13 protein-coding genes are annotated in these 14535 nt (G+C 30.2%); 1 reads left to right on the forward strand and 12 read right to left on the reverse strand.

Annotation, left to right across the window (positions count from 1 at the left end; genetic code table 11):
• Window positions 1-33: 33 nt before the first annotated feature.
• The 6 genes from tig to IC175_RS06555 form a co-directional block, all read right to left on the reverse strand.
• Window positions 34-1320 carry a trigger factor gene (tig, locus tag IC175_RS06530; protein ID WP_227435749.1) on the reverse strand — a complete coding sequence of 429 codons (1287 nt, stop codon included), beginning with the start codon at window positions 1318-1320 and terminating at the stop codon, window positions 34-36.
• Between the two features lie 193 nt (window positions 1321-1513).
• Window positions 1514-1984, reverse strand: coding sequence for a metallophosphoesterase family protein (locus IC175_RS06535; protein ID WP_227435747.1), 471 nt, complete (start codon window positions 1982-1984; stop codon window positions 1514-1516).
• Window positions 1984-3333: a ribonuclease PH gene (rph, locus tag IC175_RS06540; RefSeq protein WP_227435745.1), complete on the reverse strand. Its 1350-nt coding sequence runs from the start codon at window positions 3331-3333 to the stop codon at window positions 1984-1986. The genes IC175_RS06535 and rph overlap by 1 nt, the downstream gene beginning before the upstream one ends.
• A 157-nt stretch (window positions 3334-3490) precedes the next feature.
• Window positions 3491-5515, reverse strand: a complete 2025-nt coding sequence (gene ligA, locus IC175_RS06545) for an NAD-dependent DNA ligase LigA (protein WP_227851305.1) — start codon at window positions 5513-5515, stop codon at window positions 3491-3493.
• A gap of 186 nt (window positions 5516-5701) precedes the next feature.
• A complete protein-coding gene (locus IC175_RS06550; RefSeq protein WP_227435742.1) occupies window positions 5702-6640 on the reverse strand; it encodes a phosphoglycerate dehydrogenase in 939 nt (312 codons plus the stop codon).
• Window positions 6641-6747: 107 nt separating this feature from the next.
• Window positions 6748-7170 carry a DUF3783 domain-containing protein gene (locus tag IC175_RS06555; RefSeq protein WP_227481839.1) on the reverse strand — a complete coding sequence of 141 codons (423 nt, stop codon included), beginning with the start codon at window positions 7168-7170 and terminating at the stop codon, window positions 6748-6750.
• 193 nt (window positions 7171-7363) lie between these two features.
• Here IC175_RS06555 and IC175_RS06560 point away from each other — a divergent pair, with 193 nt between their 5' ends.
• Window positions 7364-8647, forward strand: coding sequence for a conjugated bile salt MFS transporter (locus tag IC175_RS06560; protein ID WP_227824507.1), 1284 nt, complete (start codon window positions 7364-7366; stop codon window positions 8645-8647).
• An 83-nt stretch (window positions 8648-8730) separates the two neighbouring features.
• On the opposite strand, the gene IC175_RS06565 is transcribed toward IC175_RS06560, so the two are convergent.
• From IC175_RS06565 to fdhF, 6 genes are read right to left on the reverse strand one after another with little or no spacing between them, the layout of a single operon-like run.
• Entirely contained in the window at window positions 8731-9246 is a 516-nt protein-coding gene (locus IC175_RS06565) for a 4Fe-4S dicluster domain-containing protein (RefSeq protein ID WP_227435736.1), read from the reverse strand.
• Complete coding sequence (locus IC175_RS06570; protein ID WP_227824508.1) at window positions 9246-10622, reverse strand: [FeFe] hydrogenase, group A; 1377 nt, start codon at window positions 10620-10622, stop codon at window positions 9246-9248. Before IC175_RS06570 ends, IC175_RS06565 begins: the two co-directional genes overlap by 1 nt.
• Before the next feature lie 20 nt (window positions 10623-10642).
• Window positions 10643-11194: a 4Fe-4S dicluster domain-containing protein gene (locus IC175_RS06575; RefSeq protein ID WP_227435731.1), complete on the reverse strand. Its 552-nt coding sequence runs from the start codon at window positions 11192-11194 to the stop codon at window positions 10643-10645.
• Window positions 11195-11230: 36 nt separating this feature from the next.
• Window positions 11231-11404 (reverse strand): hypothetical protein, encoded by a 174-nt coding sequence (locus IC175_RS06580; RefSeq protein WP_227435728.1) that lies wholly within the window; start codon window positions 11402-11404, stop codon window positions 11231-11233.
• A gap of 11 nt (window positions 11405-11415) precedes the next feature.
• The gene (fdhD, locus tag IC175_RS06585) at window positions 11416-12249 is read right to left on the reverse strand and encodes a formate dehydrogenase accessory sulfurtransferase FdhD (protein WP_227435717.1); all 834 of its coding nucleotides are present in this window, start codon (window positions 12247-12249) and stop codon (window positions 11416-11418) included.
• Between the two features lie 47 nt (window positions 12250-12296).
• The gene (gene fdhF, locus IC175_RS06590; protein WP_227481836.1) at window positions 12297-14441 is read right to left on the reverse strand and encodes a formate dehydrogenase subunit alpha; all 2145 of its coding nucleotides are present in this window, start codon (window positions 14439-14441) and stop codon (window positions 12297-12299) included.
• Window positions 14442-14535: the final 94 nt, after the last annotated feature.

Here is a 14535-nt window from a genome sequence, read left to right on the forward strand (position 1 = left end):
ACGTCAACTGTATTAGTTATAGCGGTTATTTTATTAAGCTATTGTTGCACTTTCAACTAATAAGTCTATTGTCTTTCTTATTTTTATTTGTCCTTTTATATCTTCCTTATCAGCATCTCTTAAAGTAGTTTCTATTTTTTCTACTTCCATATTGTAAGCAGAAGCCATTTTTTCTAATTCAGCTTTAAATTCTTCTTCTGTTGCTTCAATTCCTTCAGCTTTAGTTATTGCTTCCAATACTAGAGAAGATTTAACTAATTTTTTAGCATCTTCTTTTCTTTCTTCTCTTAATTCTTCCATAGTTCTACCAGTCATCTCTAGTAATTGTTGTAATCCAAATCCTTGATATTGTAATTGGTAGTTAAGTTCGTTTAACATATTATCTATTTGATGTTCTACCATAACTTCTGGTATTTCTATTTCTGTATTTTCAGCAACTTTTTCTACTACTGAATTTCTAATTTCTGCATCTGCTTTATTTTTAGCTTCTTCTTCTAATTTAGCTCTTACATCTGCTTTTAATTCATCTAAAGTATCAAATTCACTAGTATCTTTAGCAAATTCATCATCTAATACAGATAATTCTTTTACTTTTACATCATTTACTTTTACATTAAATACAACTGGCTTTCCAGCTAAATCTTCTGAGTGGTATTCTTCTGGGAAAGTAACATTAACTTCAACTTCTTCACCAGCTTTTTTACCTACTAATTGCTCTTCAAATCCTGGTATAAATGTGTTTGAACCTATAACTAAGTTATAATTTTCACCTTTACCACCATCAAAAGCTACACCATTGTCAAAACCTTCAAAGTCTATTATAGCTGTATCTCCATCTTCTAAAGCTTTGTCTTCAACACTTACTAATCTAGCATTTTTTTCAACCATTTCTTGTAATTTAGCTTCAACATTTTCATCACTTACAGTATTCTCAACCTTAGCTACTTCTATACCCTTATAGTTTCCTAATTCAAACTCTGGTTTAACTTCAACATTAAGAACCATAACTAATCCATTGTCTTTGCTTATTTCTTCTATATCTAAATCTGGATTGTCTATTGGATCTATATCTAATTCCTTGATAGCTTCTGGATAAACTTCTGGGAATAACACTTCTATAGCATCATTATAGAAGATACCTTTTCCATATTGAGTTTCTATAACAATTCTTGGAGCTTTACCTTTTCTGAATCCAGGTATATTATATTTGCTTTTGCTTTTATTATAAGCCTTATTTACTGCTGCTTCAAATTTATTGTTATCTACTGTTATTTTTAAAGTAACTTTATTACCCTCTTTTTTAATTAGTTCTGCTTTCATCCTTCTAATCCTCCTAGTGATATTTATGTAATACCCGATAATGGTATCATAATTCATTCTATTTATAATTCAACCACTTAATTATATCACATAAGTTTTTTTATTTACAAGTGTTCCATTAATATCGTTGTACTTATTTGATAAAATTTAATTTTTTGAGTGTTTTTTGCTATTTTTTTAGATAAATACACCTTTATATGCGTATTTCCTCTATATTTATATCATCTTCTTCTATCTCCATAATTACAAAACTCTTATACGATACTCCTCTTGGAAGTGAAGTACTTCCAGGATTTATGTAAAGCACACCATTTTTAATTTCTCTAAATGGAGTATGAGTATGACCGAATATAACTATGTCAGCATTAACTTCAGTAGCTTTATTTTCTAACATTTGTGTTCCATATTTTACACCATACTTATCACCATGGCATAAAAATATAGTCTTATTTGCTACTTCAAAGACAAGTTCTTCTTCTATAGCATCAAAATCACAATTTCCTTTAACTGCAATAATTCCCACTTTAGTCATATTATGAAGATATCTTGAGTCTGTAAAGTTGTCTCCTGCATGAATTATTAAGTCACATTCTTCTAAATATGGTATTGTCTTTTCCATATTTTTAATCATCATATGTGTATCACTTATTATGCCTATTCTCATTACTTCACTACCCTTTTCATAAACTCTTGTTTCATAATCTTTAGTCCATTTGCTCTGTGGCTGATTGAATTTTTTATAACACTAGGTATTTCACCAAAAGTTTTATTATATCCCTTTACTATAAACAAGCTATCATATCCAAAGCCATTTTTGCCCTTTTCTTCAAAGCCTATCATTCCTTCACAAATTCCTCTTACTACAAATTCTTTTCCATCTGGAAAAACTACTGCTATTGCAGAGACAAATCTTGCATTTCTTTTACTCATTGGCACATTTTGCATGGCTTTTAATAGCTTTTCTCTATTTTCTTCATCTGTAGCGTGCTCTCCTGCATATCTAGCTGAATAAACACCTGGTTTTTTGCCTAATGCATCTACCTCTAAACCAGAATCATCTGCTATAGCTATAAGTTTAGTTTTTCTAGCTATTGTTCTAGCTTTTATCAATGCATTATGCTCAAAGGTTTTTCCATCCTCTATTATTTCTATACCTGCTAAATCAACATCTTTTAGAGAATATACAGTATATTCAAAGTCCTTTAAGATTGCACCTATTTCTTCTAACTTATGAGCATTATTAGTAGCAATAACAACTTCATTGCCATAATCCATACCTAATATCTCATCTGCTATTTCACCTAAAACATCCCTTTGATGCCTTATTAGTTCTTTATTCCCTTTTTCTCCTAACTCTAACAATAAATTTAAATCTTTTCTTGAAAAAGGTTTCTCTTCACCAGTCCCCTGTACTTCTACAAACTCACACTTATCAGTCATTATTATATTCATATCTACTTGTGCTTTAGAATCTTCTTCGTAACATAAATCTAGCATATGAGTTTCATTTACTATTCCGACACTAATTGCAGATACAAAATTTGTTATTGGCATTTCTTTTAATGTTTTTGCTTTATATAATTTATAGATTGCTTCTGCAACTGCTACAAACGCCCCAGTTATAGATGCAGTTCTAGTTCCACCATCAGCTTGAATCACATCACAATCTACCCAAATAGTTCTTTCTCCTAATTTATTTAAGTCTATAACAGACCTTATCGCTCTTCCTATTAACCTTTGTATCTCTTGAGTTCTTCCGTCGATTTTTCCTCTAGATGCGTCCCTTATTTTTCTCTGTTGAGTTGCCCTTGGTAACATTGAATATTCAGCATTTATCCACCCAGTACCACTATTTCTCAAAAAAGGAGGTACTTTTTCTTCCACTGATGCAGTACATATAACCTTTGTCTCTCCCATTTCTATAAGAACAGAACCTTCTGCGTACTTTGTATAATTTCTAGTAATCTTTACAGGTCTTATCTGTTCATTAGTTCTATCATAACTTCTGGTCATTTTTTATATCCTTTCCTAATCCTTATATATTTTATAAATTTATTTTTATAAGTTTTAATTTTATTAATCTCATATAATGTCATTTTTCATAATTCGATAGCTTACTGAACTATTCTATCATTAATTATAGTAGTTTTCTACTAAATTAAGTGACTTTTTAGCCCTCTAATATAGCTTTTACTTCATCTTTCGATAATAAAGTTAATAATTCTAAAAATCTCTCTTCATCTATAACTTTAATTCCTAAATCATTTGCTTTTGTAAGTTTAGAGCCAGCTTCTTCTCCAGCTAAAACAAAAGTTGTCGATTTACTTACACTAGATGTAGCTTTTCCACCTCTTTTTTCTATCATATCTTTTGCATCATTTCTTTTTAATGTAGGAAGTGTACCAGTCAATACTATTTTCATTCCTTCAAATATTCTTTCTACTGTTTCACCTGTATTTTCTAATGATTTTGTATTTACTCCTACACTTTTTAGTTTTTCTATGACATTTATATTTTTATCTTCCTTAAAAAACTCAACAACACTATTTGCCATTATACTCCCAAATTCCTCTAAATCTTCTAATTGCTCAATTGTTGCAGAAATCACATCATCTAAATCTTTAAATTTTGAAGCAAGTATCTTAGCTGCCTTAACGCCTATAAATTTAATTCCTAAACCATTTATAAGTCTCCATAAATCATTTTCTTTTGACTTTTCTATTGAATTTATTAAATTATCAGCAGATTTTTCACCCATTCTTTCTAAATCAACTACATCTTCCTGTTTTATATAATATAAATCAGACACATCTTGAATTATTTTTTCATTTAGCAACAATGTAATTATAGATTCTCCTAAACCATCTATATTCATCGCGTCTCTTGATACAAAATGTATAATTCCCCTTCTTATTTGAGCTGGACAAGACATATTTATACACTTTACAGCAGCTTCTCCTTCTAATCTTACTGTTGGTTCTGAACAAACAGGGCATTTTTCTGGCATTTTAAAATCTACTTCCTCCCCAGTACGAGCTTCTTTTATAACTTCTAAAACTTGAGGTATTATATCTCCTGCTTTTTGAACCAATACTGTATCATTTATTTTTATGTCCTTCTCTTTTATATAGTCTTCATTATGAAGTGTTGCTCTACTTACAGTAGTACCAGCAAGTCTAACTGGTTCAAGTACTGCTGATGGTGTTATTGTACCAGTTCTTCCAACTTCTACTATTATATCTACTATTTTAGTTTTTTTCTTTTCTGCTGGAAATTTATATGCAATTGCCCATCTTGGGCTCTTTGCCGTATATCCCATCTCTTCCCTTTGTTTTATATTATTTACTTTTATTACCATTCCATCTATCTCGTATTCTAAATTACCTCTATTTTCTGTCCAATGTTCAATATGTTCGATAACTTCATCTATATTTTTACAAACTTTATAATTTTGACTTACTGAAAAGCCTAGCTTTTCTAAATATTCTAAGGATTCGCTGTGACTTTTTAAGTCATAATCTTCTATATTTTCCATATTGAATACAAATATATCTAGTGGTCTCTTTGCAGTTAATTTTGAGTCTAATTGTCTTAATGAACCTGCTGCAAGATTTCTTGGATTAGCAAATAGTGGTTGTTCCTGTTCTTCTTGTTGTTCATTCACTTTTCTAAAGTTATCTTTTGATATATAGACTTCTCCTCTAACTATTAACTCTTTTTTTTCATCTATTTTAAGAGGTATGCTTTTGACCGTCATTAAATTTAGAGAAATATCTTCTCCCACAATCCCATCACCTCTAGTTGCTCCTTTTTCAAACGATCCATTATCATAGGTAAGACCTACTGAAAGCCCATCTATTTTAAATTCAACAACATATTCAACATTGTCTCCCACATAATCCTGAACTCTCTTATCAAAATCTCTCAAATCTTGCTCTGAAAAAGCATTTGATAAACTCAGCATAGGAGTTTTATGTACAATTTGATTAAATTTATCTAATGGCTTACCTCCTACTCTATTTGTTGGAGAATCAACTCTCTTTAGTTCTGGATTTTGTTCTTCCAAAGATATTAGTTCTTTCATTAGCTTGTCATATTCGTAGTCCGATATCTCTGGGCTATCTTGGTTATAATACCTTTCATTATGATAGTTTATTTGTTCTATAAGTTTATTAATTTCATTTTTAACGCTCACTCTTAGCACCTCTTCATATTTTTTAAATTGAATCATTTTAAAATTTCCCTATAATTAATTATTTCCTATTTATATATTTTTTAGTATATCACTTTTTTGACTTTAAATTTATTACAAAAAAAACTCTTATAGTATCTCTAACAATACCAATAAGAGTTTTTTATTTTCATTAGAATTTTTATATATTTAATAACCTTTTGATATATCTACAACATTATCTACAGGTTTATTTTCTATTATATAATGTTTTAAATTATTATAGACCATATTAAATGTTCTCTCTTTATTTTTATCAGACACCCAAGAGTTATGAGGAGTTACTATAACATTTTCAAGCTCCCATAGTTTATTATCTTTACTTAAAGGCTCACTTTCAAATACATCTAACGCTACACCTCTAAACTTCTCTACACAATCTTCTAAATCTTTCTGATTAATGGTGTTTCCTCTACCTACATTAATAAATACAGAACCTTCTTTCATAAGATTAAACATATCTTTATTTACTATTCCGTCTGTACTCTTTGTAGAAGGCATTGCTACGACTATTATGTCACATTCCTTAAATACAACATCCATATCTTCAGTAGAAAAACACTTGTCAAAGTATTTTTTATTACTTCCATCAGTATTGACTCCCCATATTTCTACACCAAAGGCCTTTAACCTTTTAGCTGCTTCTGATGATATAGTTCCTGTTCCAAGAAATCCAACCCTTTGACCATATAATTCTGATACAGAAAAATCCATTTTCCATTCTTTATTTTTCTGTTGTTTAAAAAATTTTGCACTATTTTTATAAATTTCTAAAATATACATAACAATGCTTTCACCAATAGGTATACTATACCCGCCTCTATTGTTAGCTATTTTGATATCTCTTTTTAACACATCTTCTTTTGGTATTTGGTCTATACCTACACTTGTTGTTTGTATATATTTTAAATTTTCCATTTTGGAAATATCTAGTCTGTCAAAAGGATTATATGTAACTAGCACATCTGCAGTGTTTACATCTTCATTATTTTCTATACTATCTTCAGAATAATGTATAACATCATATCCTAATTCATTTATTTTTTTAAATTTTTCTTCTCCATAATTTATTGTAAATAATACTTTCATTTTACTTTCCTCCATCCACTTATATTAAGATTTTTATATCTTACAGTATAATATGATACTTAACACATATTAGTTAAATTTATTAGAAGATGGTTCTAAAAACTAATTTACTTATGCTCAATTGTTTTTCCTGAAGACATAGCATTGCGTTCTTGAACTAAATTTTCTATTAAATTATTTAATGTCCAATCAATAGATGTCTCTGTTACCATTGCTGTAAAAGGTCTATTTATTCTTACTTTTTTCAATCCTTCTAAAAATGCATTTACTTGTGTGCTGGAAATATTATTAAATATTACAGACTTACTTTTAATTCCATTATCACATTCACTTGATATATTCCCATCCAAAATATCTCTTACTATGTTTTCACCATTTTTATCACTTAAAATGATATGGTCTCTTATTCCAGCAAAATTACTAACATTTTTAATTAATGATAATTCTTTTTGATTAAAATTTACAAACATAATACATTTCCTGCTGTGTATTTTATCTAGATTATTATTATTTATTTTTTCAAATGACATTTTATCCATCCTTTCATTTATCTATATATTTTAATTTACCCTATCTATTTAAAATAATCAATTTTTACAGATAATTTTTATATTAATACCCCAAATTACATACAACTAATTCATCTATCCAAAACTAATATATAAATTTAGAATAATTAGATTAATATTTACAAATTATAATCTAAAGGAGAGATATCATACCATGAAGACACTACTAAACAAAAATTTTAGCATTAAAAACTTTTCATCTGCTTGGATTATAGTACTTGGTTGCATGTTGATACAAGCTATACCATTTAGTATTGTAGCAAGTATACAGCCTCAGTTTATAAGTTATGTTGTAGAAGGAGAAGGTTTTAGATTAGCATCTTTTTCTCTAATATTTACTTTTGGTACTATTGCTTCAGCAATTGCTTCACCATTTATAGGTAAATTATTTTCCAAGGTCAATGTTAAGATATTATATTTATTAGGCTGTATAATTTCTAGCATTGGTTTTGCTACATTTTCTATATGTACTGAACTATGGCAATTTTATACAGTATCATGCATCGTACAAATTGGAGCTACAATTATATCTGCGATAGGAATACCAATTTTAATAAGTGCTTGGTTTGATGAAAAAAGTAAAGGAAAAGCTATGGGCTTTGCTTTTGCTGGTGGCTCTATTGGTAGTATATTTCTACAACAACTTGTAGTTCGTTCATTAGCATCTCAAGGATATAGCCGTTCTTATCTAACATTTGGAATTGTAGCACTAATAGTTGGTATACCTGTGACATTATTTATGCTTAAAATGCCTAAAGATACTAATGAGAAAATAAACTCTAAAATAAAAAATGATGAAACACCTAATAAAATAACCCCTTCAGTATGGGGTTATACGTTAAAAGAGGCTAAAAAGAATAAATATTTTTGGATTATGACAATTGGATTTGCTTTTGTAGGTATATATGTTTCATCATTATCTGTACAATATCCAACCTACCTTAGAAATTATATAAATCCAATTTTAATAGGAACAGTAGGTTCCACTTTTGCATTATTTGCTCTTATTGGTAATTTATTTGGAGGATTATTGTTTGATAAATTTGGTCAAATAAAACCACTGATTATATCTTTTATATTTGTACTTATAGCTACTTTATCATTACTATTTGTCGATAAATCTTCTAATCTTGCATTTGTATTTGCTATTTTAAAGGGTCTTTCTGTATTTGCTTATATGATAGGACCTGCTTATTTAACTGGTGCTTTTTTTGGTCAAAAGGAGTTTGGCAGTATTTTTGGCATTGTTCAGTTAATTTTTGCAATTGGATTTGCACTTGGTTCAACATTATTTGGATTACTCGTTGATAATTTTGGCTATAAATTCTCTTGGTCTATTATAATTTTATCAGTTATAGTCGCCTATGCCTTACTTATCACAGCTTCTATGGGAATGACAAAGTTAAATAAGAAAAGGTTAGATAAATTGGCACAATAATTAATTCTTAATCCCTATAAAAATTATACAAAAAAGATGGAGACTCTAATAACAACTAGAACTCCATCTTTTTATTAATTATATTATAATATAGCTAACTTTCTTTTATTTTTAACAGTATTATCTATATCCTCATCTTTAACTATAGTAAATGCTTTTGTTGGACATACATTTACACATGCTGGTCCTTCTGGTGAATCTATGCAAAAATCACATTTGTTTGCTGTCATTCTTTCTCTAAAGCAAAGCTTTCCTTTGTCTATATCTTTTAGTGTAACTATATCTATTGCTCCTATAGGACATGCCAGCATACAAGTCTTACATCCTATACAATTTTCTTCATTTATTTTTATTGTATTACCCACCCTAACTATACCACCATTTGGACAGGCCTTTGCACAAGGAGCATCCTCACAATGTCTACATTGTATTGGAGCACTAACTTCCTTTGTTTTTATGACAGAAAGTTTTGGATTAAAGTTTATCTCGTCTGGACTTTTGTAAAAAATATCTTCATCTGAATGTGCAACCACACATCCTATCATACAAGTTCTACATCCTATGCACTTATCAGGGTCTGCTATAACAAAATAATTCATTACTTAGCCACTTCCTTTCCTATACAGTATGTAGTGTGTAATAAATGATGAGATTTTTCTCCTAATGGCTCCACTAGATATTCATCATATAATTTTTTAATGTCAGAATTTTCATGAGATTTTCTAATTGCCAAGTGTTCATCATGCACATATGTTGCTTTTGTTCTATTTTCATAGGCTAATTCTTTATATTCTTCTAGTAAAATTTTTGGCTGACCTCCACCACTTACACATCCAACAGGACAAGTCATAACCTCTATAAAATCTATATCCAACTTTCCTTTTTCTAAATCTTCAAGTACTGGTATTACATTTTGCAGTCCACTTACTACACCAACTCTTAAGTCTAAATCACCTACCTTAATAGTTGATTTTCTAAAACCACTTTCTCCTCGTACTTGTTTTACTTCTACATTAGGTATGCTTTCTCCAGTTATAAGCTCATAACCTGTTCTTATAGCTGCTTCCATAACTCCACCAGTAACACCAAATATAGTTCCAGCTCCACTGTAACTACCTAAAGGGCTGTCAAACTTTTCTTCTCTTAAATTTTTAAAATCAATTCCCATGTCTTTTATTAGGTAAGCTAGTTCTCTAGTAGTTAACACTACATCTACATCTCTATATCCACTAGAATCCATCTCTTCTCTATCACATTCATACTTTTTACATGTGCATGGCATTATAGAAACACTAAATATTTTAGATGCATCCACATTATTTATTTCTGCGCCATATGTCTTAAATATTGCGCCACCCATCTGTTGAGGTGATTTACAAGAAGATAAGTGATTAGTTAACTTAGGATAATTTTTTTCCATAAATTTAACCCAAGCTGGACAACAAGATGTAAACATTGGAAGAGTTCCACCTTCTGTAACCCTCTTAATTAACTCACTACCTTCTTCCATTATAGTTAAATCAGCTGCGAAATTAGTATCATAAACTCTATCAAATTTTAATGCTCTAAGCGCTGCTGCCATTTTTCCAGCACCTAAATATCCTAGATAGTATCCAAAATCCTCTCCCAAAGCTACTCTAACTGCTGGTGCACATTGAACCATAGTAAATACATCTGGGTCACTTAAAGCTTTTTTTACCCTATCTACATCGCATACATTATGTGCTGCGAATATAGGTTCATTTATTGATTCTGGTATTTTTCGTTCTTGTTTTTTATCTTTCAAAAACTCAAATCCTTCATCTATAACTGAAGCATACGATTTACAAGTTTGAACACATTGACCACACATAACACATCTATCTAGGTTTATCTCTTGTGGTTTTCCTTCTTCCCCCTCAATAGCATTTACTGGACATACCTTTGAACATTCTCTGCATCCAGTACATAAATCTTTATCTATATTTATTATCATAAACGTCACCCCTTTATCCTTTATTTATTTGTCAACAATAAACTAAGTGCAGCTTGTCTATTCTTAGCTTTTTTGTCATCTATTGGAGTAACAAGTTTTAATGCATCTTGAGGACATGCGCTTATACAAGCTATTTTTTCATTGTCTTTACATAAATCGCACTTATACGCTATTTTTTTATTTTCTTCCAAAATTACTTGTTCTACTTCTTTACCATCTTTATATTGTGGAAGTAAATCTATAGCTCCAAAAGGACATGCTAGGAGACAAGTTTTACACCCTATACACTTTTCTTCATTAACAAACATGACATTGTTCTCTTTGTTTATAGCTTTTTGTGGACATGAATTTAGACAAGGAGCATCTTCGCAATGTCTACATTGTATTGGCATACAGAAAGTATCACCTTTTACTAAATAGAGTCTAGGTATAACTGGTATGTCAACTGTCCCAACCGTATATCCTACATTATTATGTTGGTTATGCATTGTAAAACAAGCTACTTCACAAGATCTGCAACCTGTACATTTACTTGGGTCTGCTATTACAAAAGAGCCTATTTTATTATTCATATTATCCCACCTTTCAATTTGTATATTTCTAAGTCCCTAGTTATTTTTATTATATATATTTATATATTTTAGTGTTTTTTCAATACTTATATTTCGCTTGCATTTTTTACACAAATTATATTTATTGGCATATACTTTGTCAGTATCATCAATTACTACTCCACACACTTCACATCTTGAATATTTTTTTTCTTCTTTATTAGCATACATACGCTTCAGTCTCACTTTTTGATAACTCTCTGTGAATTTGCATAGATATTCATTCGTCTTCCTCTTACAAATCCAATAAGAGTTATATTTAATTTTTTAGAAAGCTCTATTGATAAATTAGTTGGTGCTGATTTTGATATTACAATAGGAATTTGAGTCATAGCTGCCTTTAGTATCATCTCTAAAGATATTCTCCCACTTACAACTACAGTTTTATCTTTTAGTGATATTTCATTTAAAACACAAAACCCTATTGCTTTATCCATTGCGTTATGCCTTGCTACATCTTCACAGGTCACTATTTTTTTATCATTATCAAATATGGATACACTATGTACTCCACCTGTATTTTTAAATAATTCTGACGAATTTAAGTTTTTATCCATTATACTGTAAATCGCATCATAATTTATTTTTATATTACTCTCTACAGGAGCACAACTTATATAGTCTAGTGAGTTTAAAAATATAATTTGTTCCTCTTCATCCTTATGTCTCTCTTGAATAGTTACTTTTGTAACACGTTCCTTATCATTTATTTCTATATCTAATATGTCTTTTTTATTTTCTATATATCCCTTTGTTCTCAAAAAACCAACTACAAGCTCTTTTAAATTATATGGTGTACATAAAAATGTATTTATGTATTTATCATTTAAAATAAAGCTAAGTGGATATTCTGCAATTATTTCTTCATATTCATTTGATAAATCATGTTCATTTATTTTGCTTATTTCTAATTTAAAAGAATTCATGTATTCATAATCTACTAAACTATAACTGTTTTCAAAAACTTCACCTTTACTATTTTCTTGGGACTTAGTTTTTGAGTATATATTCTCCATAAGATATTTGCCCTTCCGCTTTTTATAAATCTTTAATCTAATAACTACTAAACATTTGTGGCAGTCATTTTATCTTTAAGACTTTGATATTCTTCTCTTACACATTTCTCTGCTAACTCTTGGTCATCAAGTTTTTCAAGTTTAACAGCACAATATTTGTATTCTGGTGTTTTAGATATAGGGTCTAAGTTTGCTATTGTAAGCTCATTACAAGCTCCAACCCACCACTGATAAGTCATATATGTTGCTCCTTCTTTAACTCTGTCAGTTACTGTTGCTCTTGTTATTACACTTCCTCTTCTTGAACTAATTCTAACTAGTTCATCATCTTCAATTCCTAATCTATCTGCATCATTACAATTTATTTGAACACGACCTGGCTCATCTTCTAATGAACTAAGTGTTCTACAGTTACCAGTCATAGTTCTTACTGAATAGTGACCAACTTCTCTCACAGTACATAAACTAAATGGATACTCATCATCTTCAACTTCCATAGGAGGTCTCCATTCTGCAGCAAATAAATTACCTCTTCCATTAGGAGTAGAGAATTTTTGTCCTTCATATAGATACATAGTTCCTTTGTCTTCCATACTTTCACTCTTACAAGGCCATTGAACAGAACCTTGGGCCTCTATTTTTTCATAAGTAGCACCTAAGAAATTTGGACATAATGCTCTAAGTTCATCCCATATTTCTCTAGTATTTTTGTAGTTCATAGGATATCCCATTGCTGTAGAAATTTCACTTATAATTTGCCAGTCTGGTTTTACATCTCCTTGTGGCTCTATAGCTTTTCTCATCAATTGGAATCCTCTATCTGCACATGTATATACTCCATCATGTTCGCCCCAAGAAGTAGCTGGAAGTATAACATCAGCATGAAGTGCTGTCTTATTCATAAATATATCTTGAACAACAACAAACTCTAACTCATCTAAAGCTTCTCTAACTTCTGATGCATCTGGGTCACTTTGTACTGGGTCTTCCCCAAATATATAATAAGCTTTAAGCTTCTTCTCTTTTAACACTAAATTTGGAACTTGAGTTAAACTATATCCATTATTAGGAGATAACTTTACTCCCCAAGCATTTTCAAATTTTTCTCTTATCTTATCATCAGTTACATTTTGATAACCAGGATATACATTAGGAAGAGCCCCCATATCACAAGCTCCTTGAACATTATTTTGTCCACGTACAGGTCCTATTCCAACGCTTTCTCTACCAAAATTACCTGTAAGTAGAGCAATTGATGCAAGCCCTTTAACTACATCAACAGCTTGACCAAATTGGCAGACACCCATTCCATAAAGTATCATTGCCTTCTTACCTTTTGCATATTCTCTCATAGCTCTTCTTATAAGTTCTTCTGGAATTCCTGTCAGCTTCTCAGCATATTTAGCTGTATATGGTTTAACAATTTCTTTGTACTCATCAAATCCTTGTGTATGGTTTTGAACAAAGTCTTTATTGTAAAGACCTTCTTCTATTAAAACGTTTCCAAAAGCATTTACTAAAACCATATTTGTTCCACCCTTTATAGGTAGATGTATATCAGCAATTCTTGCAGACTCAGTTAATCTAGGGTCAGTAACAATTAACTTAGCTCCATTTTTCTTAGCTTTAATTATTCTATTTGCAACTATTGGATGTGAATCTGCTCCATTATATCCAAATATGAATAAAACATCTGCGTTTTCTATTTCTGGTATAGAATTAGACATTGCACCACTACCTAATGAGTAAGCCAGACCGGCTACAGATGGTGCATGTCAGACACGAGCACAATGGTCAACATTATTAGTTCCTATTGTAGCTCTCATAAATTTTTGCATTATATAATTTGCTTCATTACCAGGCCCTCTTGCAGAGCCTGTTCCCATAATAGAATCAGGACCATATTTTTCTTTAATTTCGTTTAATCTTGAAGCTGTATAACTTATAGCTTCATCCCATTCAACCTCTTCTAACACACCTTGTTTTCTTATCATTGGTTTTTTTAGCCTAGGTGTTAAAATTTTAGGGTCATTTAGAAAATCCCATCCATAACGACCTTTTAAACATAAACTTCCTTGATTTGTTCTACCATCAGCTGGCTCCGCTTTTAATATCTTGTTATCTTTTACTACTAGATATAATTGGCATCCAGCTCCACAGTATGGACAAACTGTTAAAATTTTCTTCTCCATACATTTCCCCCCTTAGATTTATCCCCTGATGAGTAAAATTTACCTTAAAGATAATAAAGTACTTTTATAATATGCAAAATTTACAAATATTTTG

The sequence above is a fragment of the Clostridioides sp. ES-S-0123-01 genome (assembly GCF_020658415.1).
GTDB lineage: Bacteria > Bacillota > Clostridia > Peptostreptococcales > Peptostreptococcaceae > Clostridioides.